This is a genomic window from Herminiimonas arsenitoxidans, assembly GCF_900130075.1.
GTDB classification, from domain to species: Bacteria; Pseudomonadota; Gammaproteobacteria; order Burkholderiales; family Burkholderiaceae_D; genus Oxalicibacterium; species Oxalicibacterium arsenitoxidans.
The window spans coordinates 1,545,199-1,571,904 of record NZ_LT671418.1 but is presented as its reverse complement, the minus strand read 5'-3'; the positions used below and the strand labels follow the sequence as shown (position 1 = coordinate 1,571,904).

General features: G+C 54.5%; 19 protein-coding genes and 1 other RNA gene. 10 read left to right on the top strand and 10 right to left on the bottom strand.

Annotated elements, in window-relative coordinates:
* Window positions 1-101 precede the first annotated feature (101 nt).
* The 5 genes from BQ6873_RS07380 to BQ6873_RS07360 all read left to right on the top strand — a co-directional run bounded on the left by BQ6873_RS07380 (window position 102) and on the right by BQ6873_RS07360 (window position 6,955).
* A complete protein-coding gene (locus tag BQ6873_RS07380; protein WP_076592068.1) occupies window positions 102-2,603 on the top strand; it encodes a TonB-dependent siderophore receptor in 2,502 nt (833 codons plus the stop codon).
* Window positions 2,604-2,729: 126 nt separating this feature from the next.
* Entirely contained in the window at window positions 2,730-3,236 is a 507-nt protein-coding gene (locus tag BQ6873_RS07375) for a sigma-70 family RNA polymerase sigma factor (RefSeq protein ID WP_076592067.1), read from the top strand.
* Window positions 3,233-4,249, top strand: a complete 1,017-nt coding sequence (locus BQ6873_RS07370; RefSeq protein ID WP_083664415.1) for a FecR domain-containing protein — start codon at window positions 3,233-3,235, stop codon at window positions 4,247-4,249. Before BQ6873_RS07375 ends, BQ6873_RS07370 begins: the two co-directional genes overlap by 4 nt.
* Window positions 4,250-4,311: 62 nt before the next feature.
* A non-coding RNA gene (locus BQ6873_RS07365) (sX9 sRNA) lies at window positions 4,312-4,386 on the top strand.
* A gap of 124 nt (window positions 4,387-4,510) precedes the next feature.
* Window positions 4,511-6,955 carry a TonB-dependent siderophore receptor gene (locus BQ6873_RS07360; RefSeq protein WP_231949295.1) on the top strand — a complete coding sequence of 815 codons (2,445 nt, stop codon included), beginning with the start codon at window positions 4,511-4,513 and terminating at the stop codon, window positions 6,953-6,955.
* A gap of 16 nt (window positions 6,956-6,971) precedes the next feature.
* Here the strand turns inward: BQ6873_RS07360 and BQ6873_RS07355 are convergent, their stop codons facing one another.
* Genes BQ6873_RS07355 through BQ6873_RS07345 form a run of 3 tightly spaced genes read right to left on the bottom strand, consistent with a single transcriptional unit; the run spans window position 6,972 to window position 13,763 of the window.
* Window positions 6,972-7,733 carry a FecR family protein gene (locus BQ6873_RS07355; RefSeq protein WP_076592066.1) on the bottom strand — a complete coding sequence of 254 codons (762 nt, stop codon included), beginning with the start codon at window positions 7,731-7,733 and terminating at the stop codon, window positions 6,972-6,974.
* A 20-nt stretch (window positions 7,734-7,753) separates the two neighbouring features.
* Window positions 7,754-12,139 (bottom strand): beta strand repeat-containing protein, encoded by a 4,386-nt coding sequence (locus BQ6873_RS07350; protein WP_083664414.1) that lies wholly within the window; start codon window positions 12,137-12,139, stop codon window positions 7,754-7,756.
* Window position 12,140: 1 nt separating this feature from the next.
* Window positions 12,141-13,763 carry a ShlB/FhaC/HecB family hemolysin secretion/activation protein gene (locus BQ6873_RS07345; protein ID WP_173830617.1) on the bottom strand — a complete coding sequence of 541 codons (1,623 nt, stop codon included), beginning with the start codon at window positions 13,761-13,763 and terminating at the stop codon, window positions 12,141-12,143.
* Between the two features lie 655 nt (window positions 13,764-14,418).
* On the opposite strand from BQ6873_RS07345, the gene BQ6873_RS07340 reads away from it, so the two are divergent.
* From BQ6873_RS07340 to BQ6873_RS07320, 5 genes are all read left to right on the top strand, one after another.
* The gene (locus BQ6873_RS07340; RefSeq protein ID WP_076592065.1) at window positions 14,419-16,260 is read left to right on the top strand and encodes a peptide transporter; all 1,842 of its coding nucleotides are present in this window, start codon (window positions 14,419-14,421) and stop codon (window positions 16,258-16,260) included.
* A 376-nt stretch (window positions 16,261-16,636) separates the two neighbouring features.
* Complete coding sequence (gene cysT, locus BQ6873_RS07335) at window positions 16,637-17,503, top strand: sulfate ABC transporter permease subunit CysT (RefSeq protein ID WP_076592064.1); 867 nt, start codon at window positions 16,637-16,639, stop codon at window positions 17,501-17,503.
* A 1-nt stretch (window position 17,504) separates the two neighbouring features.
* The gene (cysW, locus tag BQ6873_RS07330) at window positions 17,505-18,416 is read left to right on the top strand and encodes a sulfate ABC transporter permease subunit CysW (RefSeq protein WP_076592063.1); all 912 of its coding nucleotides are present in this window, start codon (window positions 17,505-17,507) and stop codon (window positions 18,414-18,416) included.
* Window positions 18,413-19,480 (top strand): sulfate/molybdate ABC transporter ATP-binding protein, encoded by a 1,068-nt coding sequence (locus BQ6873_RS07325; protein WP_076592062.1) that lies wholly within the window; start codon window positions 18,413-18,415, stop codon window positions 19,478-19,480. The genes cysW and BQ6873_RS07325 overlap by 4 nt, the downstream gene beginning before the upstream one ends.
* Before the next feature lie 61 nt (window positions 19,481-19,541).
* Window positions 19,542-20,468, top strand: coding sequence for a CysB family HTH-type transcriptional regulator (locus BQ6873_RS07320; protein WP_076592061.1), 927 nt, complete (start codon window positions 19,542-19,544; stop codon window positions 20,466-20,468).
* A gap of 101 nt (window positions 20,469-20,569) precedes the next feature.
* Here BQ6873_RS07320 and BQ6873_RS07315 read toward each other — a convergent pair whose 3' ends face one another.
* From BQ6873_RS07315 to BQ6873_RS07285, 7 genes are all read right to left on the bottom strand, one after another.
* The gene (locus BQ6873_RS07315; RefSeq protein ID WP_076592060.1) at window positions 20,570-22,111 is read right to left on the bottom strand and encodes a tripartite tricarboxylate transporter permease; all 1,542 of its coding nucleotides are present in this window, start codon (window positions 22,109-22,111) and stop codon (window positions 20,570-20,572) included.
* 3 nt (window positions 22,112-22,114) lie between these two features.
* Window positions 22,115-22,582 carry a tripartite tricarboxylate transporter TctB family protein gene (locus BQ6873_RS07310; protein WP_076592059.1) on the bottom strand — a complete coding sequence of 156 codons (468 nt, stop codon included), beginning with the start codon at window positions 22,580-22,582 and terminating at the stop codon, window positions 22,115-22,117.
* Window positions 22,583-22,646: 64 nt separating this feature from the next.
* The gene (locus BQ6873_RS07305; protein ID WP_076592058.1) at window positions 22,647-23,585 is read right to left on the bottom strand and encodes an alpha/beta hydrolase; all 939 of its coding nucleotides are present in this window, start codon (window positions 23,583-23,585) and stop codon (window positions 22,647-22,649) included.
* A 62-nt stretch (window positions 23,586-23,647) separates the two neighbouring features.
* Window positions 23,648-24,544, bottom strand: a complete 897-nt coding sequence (locus tag BQ6873_RS07300) for an NAD(P)-dependent oxidoreductase (RefSeq protein ID WP_076592057.1) — start codon at window positions 24,542-24,544, stop codon at window positions 23,648-23,650.
* A 61-nt stretch (window positions 24,545-24,605) separates the two neighbouring features.
* Entirely contained in the window at window positions 24,606-25,049 is a 444-nt protein-coding gene (locus BQ6873_RS07295; RefSeq protein WP_076592056.1) for a cupin domain-containing protein, read from the bottom strand.
* Window positions 25,050-25,103: 54 nt separating this feature from the next.
* Entirely contained in the window at window positions 25,104-25,535 is a 432-nt protein-coding gene (locus tag BQ6873_RS07290) for a GlcG/HbpS family heme-binding protein (RefSeq protein ID WP_076592055.1), read from the bottom strand.
* A 50-nt stretch (window positions 25,536-25,585) separates the two neighbouring features.
* Window positions 25,586-26,560 (bottom strand): Bug family tripartite tricarboxylate transporter substrate binding protein, encoded by a 975-nt coding sequence (locus BQ6873_RS07285; RefSeq protein WP_076592054.1) that lies wholly within the window; start codon window positions 26,558-26,560, stop codon window positions 25,586-25,588.
* Window positions 26,561-26,706: the final 146 nt, after the last annotated feature.

Genomic DNA, 26,706 nt, shown 5'->3' with positions numbered 1-26,706 from the left:
AAAATTTGCTGCAGGGGTTGCTGTTTTCGATCTCTCGTTCGGCTTTATGAGTAGAAGCGGACTCATCCGCGTTCCTCTAAACAGCCTGACAGGAAAAATTCATGCAGCATCAATTTGGACCATCACAGCAGACGCTCCCTTGCGTTCGTACTCTTACCCCGGCCAGCAATGCCGTCCGGCTTGCCGTGCTCAGCATGGCACTGGCCGCTCCCATCATGCTGGCCGGCATGTCTGTGTCTGCCCATGCACAATCGGCAAGCAGCCAACAGTCTTACCAGATTGCGCCCGGTCCGCTTGGTGCTGCACTGGCTGAATTTGCCGCCGCATCCGGCATTACGCTCTCCACGGATTCTGCCCAGACGCGCGAACTGACATCTGCCGGCCTCACAGGAAAATACAGTGTCGATGAAGGGTTCACTCGCTTGCTGGAAGGCAGCGGACTGGAAGCGATACGTCAGACCAACGGTGGCTACATTTTGCGCAAGGTCGCACCCGGCACGACGACATTGCCGGCAGTCAGTGTCAACGCTAAGGTGCTGGATCCCACCACGGAAGGGACGGGTTCCTATACGACGAATACCGTCACGATAGGCAAATGGGAACAATCATTGCGCCAGATTCCGCAATCGGTCAGCGTGCTTACTAAACAGCGCATGCTCGACCAGAACATGACGCAACTTGAAGAAGCGCTGGATCAGGTTACCGGGGTACAACTCGATACCACGACCGGTGCTTCCGGTGCGGCCAATCTGGTTGCACGTGGTTTCCCGATTACGTCTTATCAGTACGACGGTGTACCGCAAACTTTTCTCGGCACTTCCTATACCGGTTATGACGTTGCCGTGCTTGATCGCATCGAAGTGATACGCGGAGCGGCCGGACTGTTGCAGGGTGCGGGCAATCCATCTGCGACCGTTAATTTGGTCCGCAAAAAACCTACCCATGAATTTGCCGGATCTGTTGCCGCCAGCATGGGTGCATGGGATTCGTATCGCAGCGAGTTTGATATCGGTGGTCCGCTCAATGCATCAGGTAGCGTGCGCGGCCGCTTCGTCGGCGTCTACGATGATCGTGGCAGCTACGTCGATTATCAGCGCTCGAAAAAATCGATCTTCTACGGCGTCGTCGACATTGATCTTGCGCCGGCAACGATGTTGACACTGGGTCTGCAACAGCAACAAGTGAATGCCGTACCCAGCATCTTCGGCCTTCCACGCTATAGCGATGGACGCAGCTTAGGATTGCCGCGCTCTACTAATCTGACACCTGCCTGGAATCGTTGGGATCAGGACATTACGGAAGTATTCGCCGGCTTGACGCATCGCATTGATAACGATTGGAAGCTGAACTTCGCCTTCAACGGCTCGCATCAGCAACAGGATTTCAAACGTTCAGTCACAAGTGGCACGGCAGCAAATGGTGGCGTTGTTCCCGGTAGTTCCAACGCTTCGATCTACACAGGGATCAAGTGGCATTCCGATGGTGATCGCTACAATCTCGATGCCAATGCAGATGGGAAAGTCACTCTGTTCGGTCGACGGCATGATGTGCTGATCGGCGTCAACGCACAAAGCTACAACGTTGATACCAAAGGCAGCAACTTCCTTCCGCCGGTTGCGATCCCGGATATTTTTAATTTCGATCCAAGCAGCGTGCCGGAACCAGATGCCGGTCCTTACACCAGCGGCACTACGGCGACCACAAAACAATATGGCGTGTACGGCAGCACGCGTCTCAATCTGAGCGATCCGCTCAAGCTGATTCTTGGTGCGCGTCTCAGTTGGTACAAGACACAGACGGACAATCATAATTTCGTCACAGGTGTCACGACTCAAGGCAGACAAATCGCCTACAACAGCGAATTGACGCCTTATGCCGGCCTCGTCTATGAACTGAACGATCGCTACTCGCTGTATGCCAGTTACGCTGATATCTTTTTGCCGCAGACGACGCAGTTCACTGTCGGTGGCAAGGAGCTAGCTCCTATTGTTGGCAGTAACTACGAAATCGGTTTGAAGGGTGAATTCTTCAACGGCGCATTGAACGCATCGATCGCGGCCTTCCGCATCGATCAGAAAAACCGCGCGCAAGAAACAGTAGGCACTCCTTGTGCCGGTGCTGCGGTAACAGGCTGGTGTTATGAAGCGCAAGGGAAAGTACGCAGCGAAGGGATAGAAACCGAGGTTTCCGGCAAATTGACGCCGGACTGGGATCTCTTTGCCGGCTATACCTATAACAGTACGAAGTATATGAAAGACTTGCTCAACGAAGGCACCTCGTTCCGTACTCAAACACCACGTCATCTTTTCAAACTGTGGACACAGTATCGATTGCCAATCGACGAGCGTCGCTGGTCTGTTGGTGGCGGCATCAATGCACAAAGCAGCTATTACGCATTGAACGGGACAGTCAAATCGGAGCAGGGCGCTTTTAGTGTGTTGAAGATGAGCATTGTTTATCGCTATAGCGACAAGATCACTGCCTCGCTCGTCATCAACAATGTGCTCGATAAGGTTTACTACTCCGGCATCCGTGGCGTGAATTTCGGCAATGTCTATGGTGATCCACGCAATGCAACCTTGACGCTCAGAGCGAGTTTTTGATAATAAAAAGCTCATTCCATGATGAATGTGGTGCCGATCATACGGAGATATCTATACGCATTGCGCAAGTACATTTGTGCGGGCTAAAATGAGAACAATTCTCATTACGTAAATGTCGACTTCGCAATGGCTGCCGCCGATTCCCCTCTTCAGCAACAAATGCACACGCTATACGCCGACCATCACGGTTGGTTGTGCGGCTGGCTGCGCAAGAAGCTGGGCTGCGGGCATCAGGCGGCTGATCTGGCGCAAGACACTTTTGTGCGTGTGCTGCTCAAGCGAGAGTCGCCTGATGTGCGTGCACCGCGTGCTTATCTGGGGACGATAGCAAAAGGTTTGGTGGCTGATTTTTTCCGCCGACAGGATCTGGAGCGCAGCTATCTGGATGTGCTGGCTTCCTTGCCGGAACCAGAAGTGCCATCGCCTGAAACTCGTGCCATTTTGCTGGAAGCCTTGCTCGCCATCGATGCCATGCTGGATGGCATGAAGCCTATCGTGCGTCAGGCGTTTCTTCTTTCGCAATTGGAAGGACTGACTTACGAGCAGATTGCACAGCAACTGGGTGTCACCAAGCGTACGGTCAGCAACTATATGTGCACGGCGCTCGAACATTGTTATTTGCTCGCGCCATGACGTCATCTTTATCTACCGGCATTGCTGATAACTCTTCCAACACTCTAGTGCCGCGTGACGAACTTGCACTGCGCAAGGAAGTTGTCGCCTGGTATGCGCGCTTGTGTTCGGGCGAGAGCAATGAGGCAGATCAGCAGGCACTGCAAGACTGGCTGCAGCAACATCCCGATCATCGTCGGGCGTGGGAGCGTATGCAGTCGATACGCCAGTCCATGCAAGCGGTGCCGGCCAATATCGCACTGCCGACTTTGCAGTCGGTACGACGCGGGCGGCGTGCTGTACTGCGTGGCGTGTTTCTGCTGGCGTCGACTGGTGGACTTGCTTACGTGTCCTATCGCGCCAGTACGGACCGCACCTTGCTGCAACCGTGGATGGCGGATTACCGCACGGGTGTGGGTGAACAGCGCAGCGTGTTGTTGAGCGATGGTTCGCGCATGGTGTTGAATACAGATAGCTCGGCAGATGTCCGTTATTCCGAAACGCGTCGAACGGTGCGACTCTGGTCGGGCGAGATCCTGATAGAAACAGCAAAGCATAGACATGCGGCCGAAGATGCACGGCCCTTCGTCGTGCAAACAGCGCAGGGATCGATACTTGCGCTGGGCACGCGTTTTACGGTGCGCACTTTTGACGACCGCACGGTGGTTGCTGTACTGGATGATGCGGTCGAATTGCGCACGCTGAACAATGGTCTTGTGCGGATATTGCAGGCCGGTCAATCGGCGGTGTTGACGCGCAATGAGATCAGCGCGACCTTCGCTACCGATGATGCGCTGGTGGAATGGGAGCAGGGCAGTTTGGTCGTCAATGACTGGCGACTCGGTGATGTTGTTGCCGAACTGTCGCGTTATCGCCGTGGTCGGCTAGCATGCGATCCGGCGGTAGCGGATATCCGCGTATCCGGCGCTTTCCCGCTTGCGGATACGGACAAGGCGCTGCAGGTTTTGGTCAAATCCTTTCCGATACGCATGACCAGCACGACGCGCTATTGGGTTGTGCTCGGCCCGATCTGAGAACCTGTTTGCGATCCTACTGCGAGGCCATGATCCGGCGTCGGGCGGTGCTCGGAATCCTCATGTACTCAAGTACATTCCGGTTCCTCCGCTCCGGCCGCCACCGGCTGATGACCTCTCGCTACAGATCGTAAACAGGTTCTAAGCATTACGCCGCTTTCGCGTGCCTCACATTTTTTCAAAAATTATTTTCATCTTTTTGCGTTTCGTTCGGCCTACATGACAGGGGTATTCAATACAACCATTTCATGCAGGGTTCACATGTTTGATCATCGATTTTCTCGTCGCCATTCCAATTCTTTGCAGCAGGCTGATGCCTTGCCTGCCATCCGACCAATGACACTGGCTATGCACGCAGCCTTGCTCGCTCTTGCCGTGACGGCAATCACGCCGCATGTTGCGCAGGCGGCAGATACCGACTCGTCAGCCAGTCAGCAAAGCGTGAAGTCCTACCAGATTGCACCCGGCCCTTTGGCTGCAGTGCTGGGGCGCTTCGCCGCTGCGGCTGGTGTGGCCTTGTCGTTTGATCCTGCCGTTACCACTGGTGCGCAGTCTGCTGGATTGCAGGGCAATTATTCAGTTGCCAGCGGCTTTGCCGCGCTGTTGAGCGGTAGTGGTCTGGAAGCGGTACATCGCGGCAATGGGCAGTACACCTTGCGCAGTTTGCCGGCGGTCGATGCTACGCCGCGTCAGGATGCCGTTCTTCCTGCGGTCACGGTGAAAGCTGCACAGGATGATGGTTCGGTAGTTGGTTATGTGGCGCGACGCACCAGCGGTGCGACCAAGACCAGCACCTCCATCCTCGAAATTCCGCAATCGATTTCGGTAATCGGACGTACCGAGATGGAGGCACGCGGTGTGCAGGACATCATGGATATCGTGGGGCAAACGCCGGGGATTGCCGTTAATACCTACGGGCCGGACCCGCGCGGCTGGGAATACATTTACATGCGCGGTTTCCCCGGTGATAGCGGCAACTACCGCGATGGCTTGGCGCAATCGCGGTTCGAAGTGATTTACCGCATGACTGAACCGTATGGTTTGGAGCGAGTCGAGGTGCTGCGTGGGCCGTCGTCCGTGATGTACGGTCAGGGCGATGCCGGCGGCATCATCAATCGCACCAGCAAACAACCGACTGGCGAACGCATACGCGAAGTGGAAGTGCAATACGGCAGTTTCGATCGCAAGCAAGTTGCCTTTGATTTGGGCGATGCGATAGGTGATAGCGGAGAGTTTAGTTATCGTTTGGTCGGTGTGTCACTCGACAGCAACGATCAGGATCGCTACCCGGACGGGCACAAGATCAACCGCACGCGCAACTATCTGGCACCGTCCTTCCGTTGGCAGCCGAACGCTGCTACTTCGTTGACCGTATTAGGTGAATTCCTCAAGGATGAGTCCGGCGAAGATGCTTACTATGCGCTGGCAGCCGATCTTAGCGTGACGAAGGTCAAGATGGGTGATTACTCTTACTCGCGTTTCGCGCAGAAGCAGAATTCGATCGGCTATCAGTTCGAGCATGCATTCAATGATGAATGGTCGTTCAAACAGAATGCACGCTATACCGATATATCGATGGATCGCCGTGCACTGTGGGTCGAAGACTTGCAGCCGGATGGACACACTTATACCCGTACAAAGCGCTCATGGAAGGATCAGCTCCAGCAAGTCTCTCTCGATAGCCAGTTACACGGAAAAATCCGTAGTGGTGCAGTCGAGCACAATTTGCTCTTCGGTATGGACTGGAACCGAGTGGAAGGCACGGCCTTACGCTATCGTGGTGCCGGGCCGGATCTGGACTTGTTGAATCCTGTGTATGGCTTGCCGATTACGGATCCGACTACCTTGAATGCGGATTTCACTCAAGTGACGAATCAGATTGGCTTCTACGCGCAAGATCAAATCAAGATCACAGACCGTTGGGTACTTTCACTGGGCGGTCGCCAGGATCATGTGCGTTCGACGACCGACAATCGGCGGCTTTCAACTTTGACCAGAAAGAGCGACGATGCCTTCAGCGGACGTACTGGCCTGTCTTATCTGGTCGGTAATGGCTGGGCGCCATATATCGGTTATTCGGAATCCTTTTTGCCGACAGCCGGACTGGATGCAAGCGGCAATCCATTGAAGCCAAGCAGAGGTAAACAAACCGAGGTCGGCGTGAAGTTCCAACCGGCCAACAGCAATACCTTGTTCACGGCAGCACTGTTCAATCTGCAAAAAACCAATGTCGTTACTACCAATCCGGGTACTGGTGAAAGTCGCCAGATCGGCGAACAGCGCTCACGAGGGCTGGAGCTTGAAGCGAAATCGGAAGTGGCACGCGGCCTGAACGTAGTGGCTTCTTATACGCTGATGGATGCCAAGGTCGTACAGAGCCTGGATCCAGATGAGCTTGGCAAGCGACCAGTTGCCATCCCGAGACAGAGTGCTTCGATCTGGGTCGATTACGCAATGGCGCAAGGATGGGGCATCGGTGCTGGTGCCAATTACATCGGTGTTCGTCAGAATTTTGAAGACAACCGTTCTGCGGAGGCCGGCGTGACCTTGTTCAATGCATTGCTGCGTTACGAAACTGGGCAGTGGCGCTTGTCACTCAACGCAAGCAATCTCTTCGACAAGAAGTACAACACGATTTGCTATCAGGGCGAATGCTACGCGGGTCGTGAGCGTACAGTGACGATGACGGCGCGATACAAATTCTGATCTCTACAACACGCCGCTATCGCACGATGCAAGCAGTGCCCTGAGCATTGCTGCTCGGTCCCATACTAGGGGCGTTTTTGCTAATCGATAGCGGCATCGTAAGCGGAATGCCTTGCGTCGGCGGTATCACGACAGGTGGCGTGTTCATGTTGGCGATAAAGCCGAATTGACCGGACTGGAATACCTGCGAGCCGGCCGGGTTGGTGAGCACGATCGCGCCTTGTGCGACATCAACGTGCAAACCGTTGGCCGGTGTCGTACCGCTCGGTGTCGGCACGCCGCCACAATCGTTCTGGCAGAACAAGGCACCGAAGTGGGTGCCGCGTATGCCTATGGTTGCAGCGGGCGTATCGAAGCTCACTGCATCGGGATTGCGTTTGCCGACCAAGCCGCTAACCGCGCGCAGGCTGCCTTTAGTCAGACCGATGGCGATCTTGTCATTCGCGGGTTTTTCGGCATCGTACTGATAGCTTTTTATGATCAGTTCAGACGCGGGCCGCAGGACGATTTCTGCGTTGTCCACGAACTTGATGCGCGCATAAGTATTGGCTTGTGTAATGAGCGTGTCACCCTGCATCACATCTGATTTCGAAGCCATGATACGCACGCTGCCATCGGGATGACGTGCCGTCAGCACACCGGACAAATTAGTTATCTTGCCAACCGCTTGTGCATGCGCCGGATTTCCCCAGATCAGCAGTAGCGGCAATAACAGCAGCGTCGGCAAGCGTCGGATTTTGCTCATCGTGATATTCATGTGGCGATATTCCTGTTTCATTTTTCTTGTCCTCCGCAACATCACGTACACATCAGCAATCGCGGATTGTCCTTGGGAGCACTCTTGTCATCACTGCCAAAAGTGCCCGGACTGCCGCCAACGGTAGGAGCATCGTCTGTGGTGGAAGAACTTGTGCCAGAACTGAAGGTCGGTGGATTGGTATTGACCGTCGTCACGCGCGGCGCAATGACGCTTGCCACAATTTGCCCAACCGAAGGGGTAATCACCGGTGCGACTTCGGTTGCTGTAACAGGTGGTGCAGCAGGTGGTACAACGGCTATGGGCACAGGGATGCGTGTACCGTTGACGTCAGTGATGCTGACCCCGCGTGCATAGTTGACCATACCGCGAACTGTAGTAAAGGACGTACTACCTGTAGTCGCAACGTTGGCATTGATATCGACGTTATTGCCGGCCGACAGCGCAATGTCGCCGCTGCTTGAATTGAGTAAACCATTGATCGTCAGATTGTCCTCCGCCGCATTGTTGTCTCCGGCGGTCAGGACGATGCCGCTCGCGGCATTGACACCGCCGCTGCCTATGGTCAGCGGACTATTCGCAACGATATCTACCGATCCCGTAGCGGACTTGACGCTACCGTCGGTATTAATACCGAGCGCGGTGAGTTGGGCCGCAGCGCTGCTTGGTGAGCCATCGGCGTTGGTCGGAATGCCTGCCAGAAAATCGGCCTTGCTGCCGATGGCGCTGGTAACGGTGCCGCCGGTATTGTTGATGAACACATTGCCGCCGGCGTTGGAGATGCCGTTCAATACCACTGCCGTCGTGTCAGCGGTATTGAGCGTGTTCCTCAGCACGATATTGCCGTTGACCTTATTGTTCGCAGCGAAAGCGGCGATCTGGTTGTTGGCGCTGGATAAAGTAATGCCCGTCGCTGCGGAAGCAATCAGTTGCTGCATGACGTGTAGCGCAGTCCCACCAGTCTGTGTGATGGCACCGTTCTCCGAAGTCAGCACGAGATTGTTGGCGTTGATATTACCGACGTTCATGTTGCCGCTGGCCTGGTTCAATGCCGCATTAGCCAGCGTCAGTGTGCCGCCGTTTTGAACAAACGATTCCGCAACATTGAGTGCAGAACCAGCAGCGCCGGCTACCGTACCGTTGGAGATGTACAGTCTATCCAGACGCGTAGCACCGGAGAAATTGAAAGAGCCGCTGTCCATATTGATGGCGCCGGTGCCGGTCGTCGCACCGCCCAATGTCAGCATACCGCCGTTGATATTGACTGTGCCTGCCATTGCGGTGGAAGTGAGAACCGTCAGGCCACTGCCGCCGCTGAGACCCAGAGTGGTGCCGTTGGCGATGCTCAACTGATCGACCGTATCACTGCCGGAGGCATGCTGCACCGTGCCACCGTCGAGAAACACGCGATCAACAGCAGTCGGGATATATCCCGTGGACCAGCTGTTCGCTTGTCCCCAGTTGGAGCTGGCATTGCCGACATAAGCGATGTCCTCGCCGGAAGCCATGGTCAGGTTGACGTTGGCACCGTTGACGGTGCTGGCCTTGAGCATCTGTTTATTACCGCCATTGAGCACCACGTCGCCCAATACATTGCGGAAATAGCCGTTCGTCACGCCGCCATTGATGACGCTGAACGTTGCGCCTGAGGTTGGTACGTAGCCGTTCAGCAAGGTGCTTTGCAAGGTGCCGCCCAGGCTGACTGCCTGTGGGCCGCTGATGTTGCTGAGATAGAGCCTGTCATAGCTGTTGGCGCTGGCGACATCGATCTGCAAGACGCCGGTGGGGGTTTGCATGTAACCGCCGTCTATCGTCAGACTGCCAATGGCGCTGCTGCCGCCCGGCGCGATCGTGCCGCTGTTGACCAGCGTGCTGCGCACGCCATTCACGTCGGCCATGCCGATCGTCCCGGTGCCGCTGATCGTGCCGCCGATCTGATTCTGCACTCCCTCCGAAAAATAGACGCCGGCGTTGCCTTGCATGGTGAGGAGGCCGCTATTGGAAAGGGAAGAGCCGTTCAATGAAGCATCGCTGCCGACCGTAATCGTTCCCGTTGCGGCATTGAGCAGGCCGCCATTGTCAGCGACCGACAAACTATTGCCACCACCGCCGATGACCAGACTGCCGTTGTTGGTCAGATTGCCCACATACAGGTTAACCGTGCGCGAGGCGCCGTTCAACACGATAGAACCGTTGTTGGTCCAGCCGCCGTTGCCGGTGACCGTGAAGGATTGCGCATCGGCCCCCAGATTGATGAGGCCGGTCTCATCATTGGTCACCGTGGCATTGGTGATCAGCACGCCGCCGACATTCATCGTGCCGGCGTTTTTCAGGATGCCGCTGTTGAAGCTGGACTGATAGCCCAGATCTAGCGTGGCGCCCAGGCTATTGATAAAGCCGTTCACTGTATTGATGGTGCTATTGGTAATCGAAAACTGGCCTGTATTGGTGATCTTGTCGGTGGCGGTCACTGCGCTGTCGGTCACCGTCAGGTTGCCGCTGTTGCCGACCGCGCCGGACGTGAAGGCGCTGACGTTGGTCAGGGTGACATTGCCGGTATTGGTGAGCGTACCGACACTCATGCCGGCCGTGTTGGACAGCGTCAGAGTGCCGTCGTTGGCATACGCGCCACTCACGCTCAGATTGGAATTAGGACCGCCGCTACCGACGATGCTGCTGGTGGCGTCCACGGTCAGATTGCCGGCATACAGGGAGCCGGCTTGCAGCGAGTTCGGATCCGAGTGGTTGTAACTCAGGTTGAGCATGGCGCCATTGATCAGGGACAGGTTGCCGGCTCGGAAACCGGAATAGCCGTCGCTGACGTTGAGTACGCCGCCGTTGAGCGAAACGGTGGCACCGCTGATCTGGTTCGACTGGATCCCGTTGTAGAAGCCGCGGTAGTTGCTGATCATGTTTACATCGAGCCTGCCGCTGGTGCTGGCGACGTTGGCGTTGACATAGATATTGCCGTCGGCATTGAGTGTCAGTACGGAATACGCGCCGGCGCTCTTGGTGATCGGCGCGCTGATATTGATGTTGCCGTAGCCGCCATCCGACTGACCGCCCGAGGTGGACAGCGTCACGTTGAGATCCTGGCTGAGCCAGGTGCTGATGGACGATGCCCTGATCTGGGCGCCGGTGCCGATGGAGGTGACGGCAAAGGGGCCGGTACCGCCGGTGGAGATATTGGCGCTGGCGACGGCGTCGCTCACCACCTCCAGGTTATACGGGTCGATGAGCCAGGTACCGCCGGCGCCAATGGTAGGCGCATTGACGACGTCCAGCGACTTCAGGCCGGATGTATCCACAAAGCCGCCGCCCAACACGGGACCGACCGCCGATATAGCGCCGTCGAGATAGGCTGTGTCGTCTGCATACAGCACGATGTTGCCGCCCTTGCTGCCGTCGGCGCTGATGCTGGAACTGGCAGTGGTGGTCAGATTCTGCGATGCGCGCAAGAAGATACGGCCGCCTTCGCTGACTACGCTGCTGGCATTGATGTTGCCGCTGTTGTTGATCAAGCCCGCGGCGATGCCGATGCGACCGGCTTCTGCCGTGATGGTGCCGAGGTTGGTGACCTTGCTGGCGCTACCGGTGACGGCAACCGAGACGCCGGGCGTGCCGGTGTCTATCAGTTGTACGGTCTGACCTGCTGCCAGCAGGACTTCGCCGTTGGGACTGTGGATGATGCCGCTGTTGTCAACGTTGACGCCGACCAGATACACGCTGCCGCCGTTGGCGGTTTTAATCGTGCCTTGATTGCTGACATTGCCGGCATTGCCACCGTTGTTGAAGGTCAGCCGTCCAGCCAGAAAATCGTTGTCGCTGATATTCAGCGTGCTGGCGATGAAGCGTGCCACATCGACCACGCCGGTCGGCCCGACCAGTATGCCGTTCTGGTTGATCAGCGCGACCGTGCCATTGGATTTGAGCATGCCGTAAATCAGCGATGGATCGGAGCCAGTCACGCGCGCCAGGAAAGCCGCGGCAGCACTCGGCTGGTTGATGTCGACCGTCGCATTGGCACCGATGCTGAAGGTCGTGAAAGTGGCGATAGCCTGATTGGTGGTCTGGTTGATGTTGAGCGTATTGCCGTTTTGCGTGAACGTGGCGTTACCGTAGGTAACCGTGCCGCCGGTTGGCAAGGTATTCGGTGCCGGCGCTGCTGCCATCGCCGGGATATTCCATGCGGCGCATACAGCGGCGGTAATCATGGACAAGCGCAAGGAAGAACGGAACATGGTGCGCCAGGAACGGCGCAGCAAACCAGTCAGCAATTGCGGCATCTGCTTGCGCGGCCGCCAAGTCAAGGTCAGGCGGCGATTGCCGATACGCATGGTGATCGATGGCGGCAAGCACTCCGTGCATATCGCCTGACTGTTTGCAGCATCGATGGCCGCAGTCTGTTTTTGCTTGTCATTATTCATGTCAGAACCCCAATGTCGCGCTTAGATGCGCATTCACGTCGCCGCGGCTTTCGGTAATTGCTGTACCAGCGTTTTGCACGCGGGCGACGTCCAGCCGCAGATTGAAGTCACGGCCCAGTACATAGCGCGCGCCGACGCCTATGCTTGCTACCGTCATGCTTGATGGAATGCCGGTGCTGCCAACTTTGTTGTTGTAGCCGCGTCCGATGTCGTAAAACGCGAGCAGGCGCAGATTGCCTTTGCTTAGCAGTTCAGGCGTATAGATTTCACTGTTGAGTATCATGCCGCTGTCGGCTGCCACCGCGCGCTCGGTGAAGCCGCGCACCATCGTTGCACCAGCCAAACCAAACTGCTCAGCGGATACCAGCGGGTCCTTGGCATATTGCGCAGAACCTGCGACACGCATTTGCCAGTCGTTGCTGAAGCTTTTGAAGATGGAAGCGCCGCCGCGCAGGATGATGAAGTTGTCGTTGGTGTTGCGGCTGCCCGGCGTCAGATAGGAATAACGATCGGTTCTACCGTCGGTAATATTATTGGTATAAGCCGTACCGGTGCCGATGTTGCGCGCGATACCGACGTTGTAGTCGATGTTCTGACTGACACCGCGTGTCTGACCGCTATAAGTCGCGCTCAGTGGCATGGTCGTATAAGGCACGCAGGAAGCCACTGGCGGCGTCGGCGGTGCAGTGCTCAATTCGATGCCATTGATGTTGCAGCGTGAATCGATTTTTTTGTAATCGAGACCGAACACAAGTTTAGTGCTGGTTTCACCCTGACGTGCGAAGAAGTGATTCCAGCGTAGCCCGAAGATGTCGCCCTTGCCGGTAAAGCCGAGTAAGCCACCCAGCGTCGGTGATGCGCCCGGTGTATTGACGCTGGATTTACCGTAGATGAAATCGAGACTGTCGCCCATGCCGTACAGCGGAATGCGATATCCCAGCGAGTACAAGTTGACGCGTACGCCGCTTGGACTATCCGGCGACGTTGTATATGCCAGCGTACCGACCTGATCGCGGTCGAACAGATTGGCATGCTGTATCGCTACGCCGGTGCGCCATTTGCCAGTGGCATCGGTGCCGGTATTGTCGAGCGTCATGAATACGCGCAAGGGATTGTTGTCGCTGACTTTGACTTCGGCGTCGATTTTGCCGTCTTCTTCGCTTGTGCCGAGGACGACGTTAATTTGCTTGGCCGGACTGTCGTTGCTGAGTTGTACCGCTTCGGAAATTTGGCGCAGATTCGGCGTCTTGCCGCTTTGTACTTGCGGCAGGCTGCGGCGGATATTCTGTTCGCTAAAGTAGTTGTTACCGCTGACGACGACCTTGCCTATGACGCTTTCGTTCACCTGGATTTTGACTACGCCGCTGGTGAGCTCCTGCTCGGGAACGTAGACTTGCACAGTGCTGTAGCCAGCCTTGCGATAGGCGTTCTGCAGCGCTTCGAGCGCCTTTTGCACATCGCCGTAGGCGCGATTGGGGCCGCTCAGCGGTGCTGTCAAGGCTTGTACTTCGCTGGTCGGCAATAAGGTATTGCCATCTATCTGGAAGCGCGTGATGTTGAAGCGATCATCGGCCAGCGCGCCGGCAGCCGCGAGCGTCAATGTCACCCCAAGTAAACATTGCATGATGCCGGGCGCCAAGCGCTGCGCAAGCAAGCTGCCGCTGTGCTTGCCGCATGCGCGGCCGAGTTTGGAAGCGGCATTCCCGGTGTCGGGGTTCCAGAGATTGCGGTAGCTGCTATTCATAGAAACATGAGCTTGAGGTGAAGAGTTGCTGGATTGTAGGTAGCCCAAATTCTTTGCGCATCCGACTAAAGTCCTAGATCAACCCTGAATTTGTAGGATATTTTCTGTTCTGATCGGGCAAACACGACAAGATGGCCATACTGCGCCAGTGTTTTTTCGCCAAATAGCAGGTTCGATCTGAATATATTAAAGAGCGACGCTATAAAGTAAATACTGCGAATGCAGTAGCCGATTTGACGGCAGGACAGTTTTGCAAGGCGCAAAATGTTGTGTCATAGCCATGTTTCAGAGGGGGAATATGTGGGCAGGTGCGCACATACCGGGTTGGATATGCGCATTGTCTACAAGGAATATTTTTGAACGTGGATCACATTTTTGATGCAAATTTACAACTAGGACCTTGGGCAGGATGATGCAATCCAATTATTGCAGCGCGACAATAATGTCGATTTAATAGCCTGCAATAAATTCTGCGCGAGCAGATCTGTTTCCGAGTTTTTCCACATTTGAGTTCGTATTAATTAGTTAGCGCACGATGACAGAAGAAATTTTCTCGCTGGAAAAATTCGAATACCTTTGTTATTCCAGACAACAGGAAGCAGCCGTACGCCAACTGCTCAAGCTCTTGTTGCTGCTGGATAAAAATTACGGAAAACTCACCGAGAGTTTCGTGCTCACGGCATCACCATCGATACCGGCAGAACAATTGCATCAGCATGTGTTGACACGAGTTACCAGTGCCATTTCTGCCTTGTTTTCAGATCCGAGCTTCCACGTTACGCTGGATGGTTTCGGGCAACTGATCAATTTTCAGCGCTGGTTGGCAGCGTTGTTTGCAGCCAGTCCCTTCGTCAACGCTGACCATATCCTGAGTTCGCTCAATTTCCTTGGCCCTGAATCCAAGGCGGTGCATGTCACTGAATTGGATCTGATCAAGTACTGCATCCTGTATTCGTCGGAGTCCGAACAGCCGCTGGATGCCGCACGGTTGTGGCAACAAAATCCCACACTTGCCGCGGCCCTGTTCATGGCCTTGCTGTCGCCGCGCTTTCTCGGCTCAAGAGCGGCGCATTCGAAACGGGAAGCCTTGCTGGCGTGGCTGCCGGCACAACTGGAACAAATCGATACGCTGGATAGCTTGCCGCTTGGGATCTTGCACGATGTTTACATGCATTGCAGTTATGCCGATTTGCCGGGACGCCACGATATCAAGCGACCGATTAACCGCCTGATTCAAAACAAGCTGGCAGCGCTCAATATTCGGGATATTCCACCGACAGCGACCGTGAGCAATCATGCCGGCAAACCGGTCATGCTGGTCTTGCTGGAATGGTTTACCGGCGGGCATTCGATTTACCGCACCCATTCGAAAACACTGGAAGCGGCGCGCGAGCATTTCCATCTGGTCGCGATTGCTTATGCCAATAACGTGGACGATCTGGGGCGAGCGGTATTCGATGAGGTCATTGAATTTGAAACGCAACATGACACGATAGGCTGCATGCGCCAATTGCATGCTGTGGCGACGGCGCGGCGACCGGATGTGTTGTACATGCCCAGCGTCGGCATGTTCCCGATCACCATGTTTGCGGCCAATCTGAGATTGGCCCGCTTGCAGGTGGCGGCGCTCGGACATCCGGCCACGACCCACGCACGAGCCATCGATTACATCAGCGTTGAAGAGGATTTCGTCGGCGATCCGGCTTGTTTCAGCGAGAAGTTATTGCTGTTGCCGAAAGACGGGCAGCCATATCGCCCATCTGCCATTGAAGTAGCGCTGGCTCCGCAGCAGCGTCTAGAGCGACCGGTGGTGCATGTAGCGGTGGCTGCCACGACGATGAAATTGAATCCGGGCTTTTTGGCGGCATGCCAGGAAATTGACCGGCAATCATCGCGCCAGATACATTTCCATTTTTTGATCGGTCAGGCGCAGGGTTTGATTTACCCTCAAGTATGCCGCCTGATACAAGGTTATCTGCCGCAGGCATCGGTGTATCAACATCAGCCATATCAGCAATACCTCTCCATTTTTAATCAGTGCGATATGTTTCTCAGCCCGTTCCCGTTCGGTAATACCAATGGCATCGTCGATGCTGTGACTATCGGTATTCCAGGCGTATGTAAAAGTGGTCGTGAAGTGTTCGAGCATATCGACGAAGGCTTGTTCAGACGCTTGGGCTTGCCTGACTGGTGCATTACCGAAAGCGTTGAGGATTACGTTGCGGCAGCGGTGCGTCTGGCGGACGATTATCCGGCGCGAGCGGCGTTGTATCGCCAACTGGAACAACCGGCACTGCTCGACAAACTATTCTGTGGTCGCCCGGAAATCCTGGGGCAGCGCTTGCTGCAATTGCTTAAAGAGTTGCCATCGGCTTAGTGTTTTCCAGTAATTCGTCCTGACACGTGTTGGCGCTATTGATAACAACTTTGAAGCAGATGCACATGACTTGTGTGCGTTGGGATGTGAAGTATCGTATGACCGGGCTGCAACCTTCGCTAGGCAGGGGAAGGTGGCTTGGTTGTAGAGAGTCAGTTTTGCGAGGAAATTAATATGTTTCCTATATGCAAGATTGAATCTCAGCTATCGCGGCAAAAATCTCATCTTCTCTGGCAGGAATCACAGCTACTGCGTTACGTGGGGGAAATTCTATATACGTTTTTCTTCTAACAAAATGCAAAAAGATTCGTTTTCTTTATATCGGCTAAGTGCAATTATTGCAGCCTGTTAGCCATATTTGTAATAAAGAGAGCTTATGTCCGCTGCTGCCATTGCCATTCCTGTCAGGAAACAAACTGCATCCAGGGTACTTCCCGGATTCAATTTGTCGCTTGGTTTTACCATCTTCTATCTCAGCCTGATCGTCTTGATACCGCTGTCGGCCGTATTTTTGAAGACGTTCACGATGACGTGGGATGACTTCGTTACTGCGGTGACCTCAGATCGCGTGATGGCTTCTTATAAGTTGAGCTTTGGCGCTTCACTGATTGCGGCAACCTTGAATGCGTTTTTCGGTGGCATCGTGGCTTGGGTGCTGGTGCGCTACAAATTTCCCGGCAAGAAAATTATTGATGCAATGGTTGATTTGCCGTTTGCATTGCCGACTGCGGTGGCTGGTATTGCATTGACCGCACTGTATTCGCCTAACGGTTGGATCGGTCGTTATCTGGAAGCAGTAGGCATCAAGGTGGCATTTACGCCGCTGGGCGTTGTGATCGCGTTGACGTTTATCGGCCTGCCTTTTGTGGTGCGTACCGTACAGCCGGTGCTGGAAGATGCCGAGCGTGAGCTGGAAGAAGCTGCAGCGAGCTTGGGCGCCAGTCATTGGCAGACGTTTACCAAGGTTATTTTCCCTACGGTGTTCCCTGCATTGCTGACTGGTTTTGCTCTGGCTTTTGCGCGTGCGACGGGTGAATACGGTTCTGTCATTTTCATCGCCGGCAATATGCCTATGGTGTCCGAGATTACGCCGCTCTTTATCGTAACCAAGCTGGAGCAGTACGACTATGCAGGTGCGACGGCGATTGCGGTGGTGATGTTGACGGCTTCGTTCTTGATGCTATTGGCGATTAATTTATTGCAAGCCTGGACCCGCAAGCGTGGTCAGGCAGAGAAGGTTTGATATGACAGCGATTGCTTTTCCATCTAATGGCGTGACGGTCGCCAGTGGTCCGCGTACAGCGCTGTGTGTGCCGGCTGCGACGCTGGAACCGGTTTGGGTACGTACGGTATTGATTGTTGTTGCGCTGGCATTTTTGACTTTGTTTCTATTCGTGCCATTGGCATCTGTTTTTGCTGAAGCGTTGAAAAAGGGTTGGGATGCCTACATCGCAGCGATTGTTGAAGAAGATGCTGTTTCTGCGATCAAGCTGACGCTGATTACGGCGGCGATTGCGGTGCCTTTGAATCTGGTATTCGGTGTGGCGGCTTCGTGGTGTATCGCGAAGTTTGATTTCCGCGGCAAAAGTGTTTTGCTGACCTTGATCGATTTGCCGTTCTCGGTTTCTCCAGTGATCTCCGGTTTGATTTATGTGCTGTTGTTTGGTGCGCAAGGCTGGTTCGGCGGTTGGTTGCAGGAAAACAATATCAAGATCCTGTTCGCAGTTCCGGGGATCGTGCTGGCAACGATATTCGTGACCTTCCCGTTTGTTGCGCGTGAATTGATTCCATTGATGCAATCACAAGGTAGTGAAGAGGAAGAGGCCGCGCTGGTCTTGGGTGCATCGGGTTGGAAAACCTTCTGGCATGTGACGCTGCCTAATATCAAATGGGGTTTGTTGTACGGAGTGATTCTGTGTAATGCACGTGCGATGGGTGAATTTGGCGCAGTATCGGTGGTATCCGGTCATATCCGTGGTCAGACAAATACGATACCGCTGCAGGTTGAGATTCTCTATAACGAATACCAATTTTCCGCAGCATTCGCTGTAGCATCATTGCTGGCAATGTTGGCACTGGTTACACTGGCGCTCAAATCATTCATTGAATGGCGTTTAAAAGATACACACGAACAGTTTCAGGAGCAGGGATCATGAGCATCGAAGTCAAGAATATTCAAAAACAATTCGGCAATTTTGTCGCACTCAACAATGTATCGCTGGAATTCCCAGCGGGTGAATTGACCGCATTGCTCGGACCTTCCGGCTGCGGCAAGACTACCTTGTTGCGTATCATTGCCGGTCTGGAACAACCGGATCACGGCCAGGTATTGCTGGATGGTGAAGACGCTTCGGCGCGCCATGTGCGCGAACGTCAGGTTGGTTTCGTGTTCCAGCATTACGCCTTATTCAAGCACATGACTGTGTTTGAAAACATCGCTTTCGGTTTGCGTGTGCGCCCTGCGGCTACGCGTCCTTCCGAACAAGTGATCAAGGAAAAAGTAACCAAGCTGCTGGAGCTGGTGCAACTGGATTGGCTGGCAGATCGCTATCCACCGCAATTGTCGGGTGGTCAGCGTCAGCGTATCGCCTTGGCGCGTGCCTTGGCAGTGGAACCACGTGTGTTGCTGCTGGATGAACCGTTCGGCGCGCTGGATGCAAAAGTGCGTAAGGAATTGCGTCGCTGGTTGCGTCGTCTGCATGACGATCTGCATGTCACCAGTATTTTCGTCACGCATGATCAGGAAGAAGCGCTGGAAGTCGCCGATCAGATCGTGTTGATGAACAAAGGTAACGTCGAGCAGATCGGTGCGCCTAAGGATGTGTATAACAACCCGGCTTCGCCATTTGTCTACGGCTTCCTCGGCAATGTGAACTTGTTCCACGGCCGCGTGCATGAAGGCATTTTGCAATCGTCCGGTATCGCTTTCGATGCGCCTGAGCATGCAGAAACACAAGATGCCAAGGGTATCGGCTATGTGCGTCCGCACGATCTGGAAGTGGATCGCTACACGACTGGTGCAGAAGGTATCGTGGTGCAACTGCGTCGCTCACATGCGATAGGCCCGTTGGCACAACTGGAGCTGGAACGTGACGATAACGGTGAATTGATTGAAGCCGTGATCTCGAATGAGCGTTTCAGCCAATTGAAATTGAAAGATGGCGAAACACTGATCGTTCGCCCTAAACGTTTGCAAGTGTTCGTTGACGAATCGGTGTAAGCGGAATAACGCACACCGATAGTCAGCGCACTATTGAGCAAGTAGAGAGAGGTGCCTGGATATGAATTTTCAACAACTACGATCGATCCGCGAGACCGCGCGTTGCGGTTACAACCTGACCGAGGTGGCGAATGTGCTGTTCACATCGCAGCCTGGCGTCAGCCGGCAGATACGCGAGTTGGAGGAAGAGCTGGGCGTCGATATCTTTGAGCGTAATGGTAAACGTCTGACGGGTTTGACCGATCCTGGTCGTGGCATCTTGCAGATCATCGATCGCTTGCTGCTGGAAGCGGAAAATCTGCAGCGCGCCAGCCAGGAATACGCAGGACAGGAAATCGGTACGCTGGCCGTCGCAACGACCCATACGCAAGCACGTTACATGCTGCCTAAGGTCGTGCAGGTGTTTCGTAAGGAATTCCCTAAAGTACGTATCGCCTTGCAGCAAAGTACACCTGAACACATTGCAGAGTGGGTGTTGTCGGGCAAGGCAGATATCGGTATCGCGACGGAAGGTTTGAGCCAGTTTGAAGATCTGGTTTCCTTCCCTTGCTATCGCTGGCATCACTCGGTAGTCGTGCCGGATGGTCATCCTTTATTGGAAAAGAAACTGATCACGCTGGCAGATCTGGCGCAGTATTCATTGATTACGTATGACCTGGGCTTTACCGGTCGTGGCCATATCGACGATGCATTCAAGAAGGCTGACATTACGACTGACATCGTCTTAACAGCGATGGATTCGGACGTTATTCAGCAATACGTGTCACTCGATCTTGGTGTTGGCATCGTGGCGTCGATGGCGGTTAAGCAGAATGGCAGCAATGGTTTGAAGGTCATTGATGCTTCGCATCTGTTTGCAGAAAATGTGACGCGATTGGCCGTGCGGCGTGGTGCGTATTTGCGTCAATATGCGTATGACTTTATTCAGCAATTTGCACCGGAGTTGTCGCGTGCTGATATCGATGAAGCAATGAAGGCGCATGCGTAAATAGTTTGGCGTTATCTGCATCACTTGATGCGATGAAAAAATAAAGCGTGCTGTCTACATGAGACAGCACGCTTTTTTACAACCTCACCGCAATCAGTAGCTCAAGGCAAGGGCGCTATTTCCGATAACTCATTGTGTGTAGCCTGCTTTGCGCGGTGAGATTTTCGCCATGAAAAGAAAACTTGTACCGCTATCATGGAGGCGCACAGGGTAAGAAACGCGCAACTGATAGGGTGCTGCAGAAACACCATCATGTCGCCGCGTGACAGCAGTACTGCGCGGCGGAAGTTTTCTTCTATCATCGGGCCCAACACATAACCTAGCAGTATCGGCGCAACAGAGAAATCAAGCGCGACGAACAGTGCACCGATCAATCCGAATACCAGCACTTCACCCACTTCAAACAAACTGTTATTGACGCTGTACACGCCGACTGCGATGAAGAAGAGCGCCGATGGAAACAGGAAGCGATACGGCACACGCAAGAGTTTCACCCAGATGCCGATCAAGGGTACGTTCAGTATGATGAGCAATACATTGCCGATCCAGAAGCTGGCGACTAATCCCCAGAAGAGATCAGCATGTTCGGTGATCAGTTGCGGTCCTGGTTGTATGCCTTGTATCAGCAGCGCACCGAGTATCAGCGCCATGACTGCATCGCCCGGTATGCCCAGACTCATCGTCGGCACGAAGTCAACTTGCGTCTTCGAGTGCGAAGCAGCTTCCGGCGCTGCGACGCCTTCTATCATTCCGGTGCCGAACAGCTCAGGCGTTTTCGATATCTTGCGTTCGAACGCATACGCGATGAAAGTCGTGATCGTCGGACCGGTACCTGGCATGCAACCGAATAGCGTACCGATGAATGTGCCACGCAACATGGGCATGAAGGAGCGCTTGAGGTCCGCTTTGCTGGGACGCATATCGCGCAGGCTGACCTTGGTGCTATGTGCGCTGACTACCTGTATCTGATTTACGTTACGCAAGAATTCGGTCACGCCAAATAGACCCAGCGCAAGCGCTACCAACTCGACCTTGTTCGACAGCTCCAGAAAGCCAAAGGTAAAGCGCATGGTGCCGCTGTTCACATCGGTGCCTGCCGTGCCTATCAACAAACCGACCAACGTCATCGCCACACCCTTGAGTGCAGAACCGCGCGACATGGTGCCACCGCATAGCAGTCCGAGTAGCATGATGGAAAATATTTCCGCGGGACCGAACTCGAACGCGATGCTGACCAGCAGCGGCGATGCGATGATCATCACGATGATGCCGACCGAGGCTGCGAAGAAGGAAGAGATCATCGTGATGCCAAGTGCGGTTCCTCCCTTGCCTTGTTGCGTGAGCGGATAACCGTCCAGACAAGTGACTGCATGCGGTGGGTGGCAGGGCAGATTCAGCAGGATGGCACCTATTGCGCCGCCATATTGCGAGCCGTAGAAAATACCAGCCAGCATCAAGGTCGCAGGGATGGGATGCATCGCGTAAGTGAGTGGCAGCAGGATGGAGATCGCCGACAAGGCACCCATTCCCGGTAGCACACCGATCAGATTACCGATCAACACGCCGAAGAAAGACCACATTAGATTGTGTGGCTGCAGCGCAATACCAAAGCCGTGCTGCAAGTCCATCAGAGATTGCAGCATTGTTCAACCCCACTGCAGTAATGGAAACTGCACACCGAGCGCCCAGCGGAATACCACCACGCTAACTATCATTAAAGCCAGTGCGAGGACGAATGCATCCTTCAGGCTGTTGTTGCGATCACCGAGCGCCGAGATGAACACAATTGCAAAACTTGCTGGCAGCAGGCCGCCATGTTCACCGAGGATCACAAACGCAATCAATCCAGACACGATGCACAGCCAGCCGCGCCATTGTGGCGTGCCGGTTTTTTTTGCTGCAGGTGCAGTGCGTGTAGCTTGTAATGCGATGGTGGCACCGACCAGCGCGAGCAGCACGCCTTCCGCCACAGGGACAAAGCCGGAACCCATGTTTTCCAGTGTGCCGACCTTGTAGTCGATTCCACGTGCGGCTGCAGCGAGTCCGATCAACATCATCAGTGCGCCGCCGTAGTAGTCCTTGTTGTATTTATTGAACCACTTACTGAAAATCATTTTTGTCTCCTTCTTGTGGTCGAATCCCCGTCATGTAGACGGGGATTCGGATGCAACGTTTACTTCAGTGTGCTCCTGCTGATACATACACTGGTGCAGGCTGAGTAAAGTAGGCGTGCAGTATTTGATAAACCATCATGTAGTTTTTCTGCTGAAAGCTGGCGTGAGAAATTCCGTTCAACATGGTGAATTGTTTGTCCGGGTGCGGCAGGAGCTTGAAGAATTCAATCAAATCGTCGAATGCCGCAATGCCGTCGAACTGGCCGCGCAACACGACGGTCGGGACGGTAATTTTTTCTGGATCGACCAGCGGCAACTTGGAGCACATATCGATATAAGTGCCGTTCGGCATCGAATCATCGAGCGCCAGAATCGCATCTGCGAAAGCTTCGACTACACGTTTTTCTGCACAGTCGGCGTGATCGCGTTCGAAGATCGAATAGACATACGCTCTATCGATAGCGCGACGATTGGATGACAGGAATTCCGGCAGTTTCTTGCGTCGTTGTTCCAGTGTGTGCGCACCTTCGCCGGTCCAGACGAAAGCATCGAGCGCCAGCCGTGACACGCGATCGGGATAGCGTTGTGCGAACAAGGCCGCGCGCAACGCACCGGAAGAAATGCCGTAGGTCAAAAAGCTTGCTATGCCGCGTGTGCGACGGATATAGTCGGTCGCAGCAGCTAGATCGTCGGCGCCGTTGGAAATATCGCAGGTAATGTCGCGTGTCTTGTCGGAGCGGCCATAGCCTTCCATATCGACGCACCAGCAAACGAAACCACGTTTGGCGAACCAGTCCATCACCGATGAATCGGCGCGGCCTGGTACCGTCAGATCGAAGGTCGGTTGCGACGCCATCGACGAACCGTGGACGAATAGCACCGCAGGTTTGTTATCCGGCGTACCGACAAATTTTTCCCACATGAACAGTCGCACGTCGCCCTTGTTGGTCCAGTGTTCGACGCCTTGTACTTCGTCATCATGTGTCTTTTGTACTGCGCTCATTCAATTCTCCTAAAGTGGTTTTTCAATTGGAATTACGTGATCAGAACTAATATTGGTGTGCGTCAGAGTTGCACGCCGCTTGCTGCTTCCCAGTACTTGACGATTGCCGAGTGATCGCTGCTGCCGCCGAGCTGTTCGCAGGCGGCGCGCCATAATTTTTCTGTTGCTTCGCCTAGCGGTACCGCTGCGCCCACACTGTGTGCACTGTCGACTGCGATCTTCACGTCCTTGGCGATCAGTTGCATCGCCATGCCGGTGCCGAACTTGCGCGTCAGTACATGTGGAATCACTTTTTTGACGACCGGATGCTGGCGACCGTTGCACATTGCATCGATGGCTTCGGCCATGACTTTGCTGTCGAGACCAAACTTGCGACCTATCGTCATCGCTTCCAGCGTGTTGATGAGGGCACATGCATTGATGTAATTAGTCATCGCTTTCAGTACATGCGCGCTGCCGATGTCGCCGCATGGCCAGAGCTTGCGTCCCATCGCATCGAATAGCGGTCGGCAGCGCTCTATAGATACGTCGTCGCCGCTGACCATGATGTCTAGGCTGGCGTCTTTCGCAAATATCACGCCGCCCATGACAGGTGCATCCAGATAGCCGATGCCGAGTGGTGCAAGTTTGGCGCTGATGCTGCGTGTTGCAGCCGGTGCTGAGGTACCCATATCGATGGCGATGCTGCCGGGTGCGAGTTGTGCTGCGAGTCCATCGTCGAATAACACTTGCTGTACGACGTGATCGTTAGGCAACATGAAAATTACTGCATCGGCACCGTCTCCAACTTCGGCTGCAGTGCGTGCAGCGCGTGCACCATGCTCGCGGGCGAATGCGTCGGCGGTCGTCGCATTCGCGTCGTACACGGTCAGGGAAAAACCCTTGCGGGCAAGTTGCCCGGCCATGGGCGCACCCATATTGCCTATGCCGATAAAGCCGATGTTTCTGATGTTAGCCATCGCTGTCTTTCTCCTGTGTCCTGCTCAAGCTGGGTGTCATTGCATGACAGGCCTGTGCAACTTATTTGTTCTCGAAGCCAGGCTCGAAGTAACCGCCATCCATGGTCCCATCGACTGCCTTACCATGTATGCCATGCGACAAATCCTTGACGGTGAGGAAGACGACGTCTTCGTCTAGTGTTGCGACTGTCGAATGCACGATGTTGGCAGGGAAGTAGAGCAGTGTTCCCGGGCCGCACAGACGTTCCGGTTGATCGCCTATGCTGACGCGCAGCGTGCCTTGCACGATGTAATTCCATTGTTCGTTTGGATGGGTATGCGGCTTTGCGCCAGTACCACGAGGTTTGCTGATCAAGCCGACCTGCATGCGTTCTCCTTCGACGACCGGGCCGAACGCGGTTGAATAACCGATGCCGGCCTCCATGCCTGCCATCTCGGGCAAGGCGAAGATATATGTGCCGTCGCCTGCTTTCACTGCGCCTTTGTTTTTGGTGTTTGTGTTCATGTTGTTCTTTCCTTGAGATTGCAGTTGTTCAGCACTTCATCCACGCATTTTTATTTATGCGGCATTGGTACGAAGACCGGCAGCTTCTATGCCTTTGACGCAGCAGGCTTCATCTTCATCGCCGGTGCCACCGCTGGCACCGACTGCGCCGAGAATTGCGCCGTCTTCAGCCTTGACCAGTACGGCTCCGGTTTGCGGCAGGAAGCGGCCTTTTGCCGTCGCTGCCAGCGTGGTGAAAAACGCAGGATTGTCTTTGGCACGCAGACCGAGTGCGCGACTGGAACAACCCATCGCCGCTGCGCCCCAGGCTTTGCCCAGTGCGATATCGAGGCGGAACATGCTGGCGTTGTCTTCGCGCTGTGCAGCGATGATGTTGCCGCTGGGATCGAGTACGACAACGGCGAGCGGCTTGATGTCGCTTGCGTGAGCATGTGCGATGGCGTTTTCAATAATGTTGTTTGCTTGTTTCAAGGTGAGAGCTGACATGCGTGATTCCTCGTTCAGGTTGAAGGTGAAGTTAAAGCTAGATAGCAGACCTACCTCAGGGCTTGCGTGCCGATGTCTTTTATGAGGGTGGCGAATTGCTGATTTTCGTTGTGCACCAATGTGGCAAATTCTTGTGGTGTATTGCCGACCGGTTGCGATGCCTGTTGGGCAATCGCGCTGGCGACGCGAGGATCTTTCAGCACCTGGACGATGTCACGGTTCAGACGCGCGATGATGTCGGGTGGTGTACCTGCCGGCACAAAAATTCCGAACCACGAATTGATGTCAAAACCGGGTACGCCCGACTCGGCAATCGTCGGTATTTCCGGCAATGCGGACTGGCGTGCGATGGTGGTAACGCCCAGTGCGCGCAACTTGTTGGATTTAATGAGAGGTAGCACTGCGGTGATCGGTGCGAACATCACCTGGATCTGGTTGGCGAGTAAGGCGATCACTGCAGGGCCGGAGCCTTGGTAGGGCACATGCATCATTTTGATATTGGTCTGCTTGTCGAACATTTCGCCGGCGACGTGACTAGGCGAGCCTATGCCGGCAGAACCAAAGTTGAATACGCCTGGCTTAGCCTTCGCCAGAGAGATGAATTCGGCGACGGTTTTCGCTGGTACTTGTGGATTAACGACCAGAATGTTCGGTACGCGGATGACCTGCGTCACTGGCACCAGATCCTTAAGCGTGTTGTAGGACAGTTGTTCGTAGATATGTGGTGCGATCACGATGCTGGTGGATTGCGCCATCAACAAGGTATAGCCGTTCGGTTTCGATTTGGCGACCAGACCGCCGGCGATAGTACCGGATGCACCGGCCTTGTTATCGACCACTACCGGTTGTCCCAAACTTGCCGACAAGCCGGGACTCACCAGGCGAGCAATGGAATCAGCGCCACCACCCGGAGATGCTGGAACAACTAGCCGTATCGTCTGCTGCGGATAGGTATCATCGGCGTGAGCAGTTATGCTGGTCAGCGTCAGGCATGTAGCGACCGTTAGTGCGAACAGCTTTTTCATCCTTGTCTCCTTGGTATTTTGTGTTAGCGGATAAACCTGCTTACTTACGCGTCGTTGCGCGTTTTTTACAGACTAATCCCGCGTCATCTGTCTGCACAAATGATTTAAATTTATATAATTTATAGATGTCATCTATGTATTTATAA

Coding starts and splice junctions, on each gene's coding strand:
- BQ6873_RS07300 (WP_076592057.1), bottom strand. CDS start 24,544: ATGGCTAACATCAGAAACATCGGCTTTATCGGCATAGGCAATATGGGT.
- BQ6873_RS07315 (WP_076592060.1), bottom strand. CDS start 22,111: ATGCTGCAATCTCTGATGGACTTGCAGCACGGCTTTGGTATTGCGCTG.
- BQ6873_RS07360 (WP_231949295.1), top strand. CDS start 4,511: ATGTTTGATCATCGATTTTCTCGTCGCCATTCCAATTCTTTGCAGCAG.
- BQ6873_RS07305 (WP_076592058.1), bottom strand. CDS start 23,585: ATGAGCGCAGTACAAAAGACACATGATGACGAAGTACAAGGCGTCGAA.
- BQ6873_RS07285 (WP_076592054.1), bottom strand. CDS start 26,560: ATGAAAAAGCTGTTCGCACTAACGGTCGCTACATGCCTGACGCTGACC.
- BQ6873_RS07375 (WP_076592067.1), top strand. CDS start 2,730: ATGGCTGCCGCCGATTCCCCTCTTCAGCAACAAATGCACACGCTATAC.
- BQ6873_RS07380 (WP_076592068.1), top strand. CDS start 102: ATGCAGCATCAATTTGGACCATCACAGCAGACGCTCCCTTGCGTTCGT.
- BQ6873_RS07290 (WP_076592055.1), bottom strand. CDS start 25,535: ATGTCAGCTCTCACCTTGAAACAAGCAAACAACATTATTGAAAACGCC.
- cysW (WP_076592063.1), top strand. CDS start 17,505: ATGACAGCGATTGCTTTTCCATCTAATGGCGTGACGGTCGCCAGTGGT.
- BQ6873_RS07320 (WP_076592061.1), top strand. CDS start 19,542: ATGAATTTTCAACAACTACGATCGATCCGCGAGACCGCGCGTTGCGGT.
- BQ6873_RS07355 (WP_076592066.1), bottom strand. CDS start 7,733: ATGAAACAGGAATATCGCCACATGAATATCACGATGAGCAAAATCCGA.
- BQ6873_RS07325 (WP_076592062.1), top strand. CDS start 18,413: ATGAGCATCGAAGTCAAGAATATTCAAAAACAATTCGGCAATTTTGTC.
- BQ6873_RS07370 (WP_083664415.1), top strand. CDS start 3,233: ATGACGTCATCTTTATCTACCGGCATTGCTGATAACTCTTCCAACACT.
- BQ6873_RS07345 (WP_173830617.1), bottom strand. CDS start 13,763: ATGCAATGTTTACTTGGGGTGACATTGACGCTCGCGGCTGCCGGCGCG.
- cysT (WP_076592064.1), top strand. CDS start 16,637: ATGTCCGCTGCTGCCATTGCCATTCCTGTCAGGAAACAAACTGCATCC.
- BQ6873_RS07340 (WP_076592065.1), top strand. CDS start 14,419: ATGACAGAAGAAATTTTCTCGCTGGAAAAATTCGAATACCTTTGTTAT.
- BQ6873_RS07295 (WP_076592056.1), bottom strand. CDS start 25,049: ATGAACACAAACACCAAAAACAAAGGCGCAGTGAAAGCAGGCGACGGC.
- BQ6873_RS07350 (WP_083664414.1), bottom strand. CDS start 12,139: ATGAATAATGACAAGCAAAAACAGACTGCGGCCATCGATGCTGCAAAC.
- BQ6873_RS07310 (WP_076592059.1), bottom strand. CDS start 22,582: ATGATTTTCAGTAAGTGGTTCAATAAATACAACAAGGACTACTACGGC.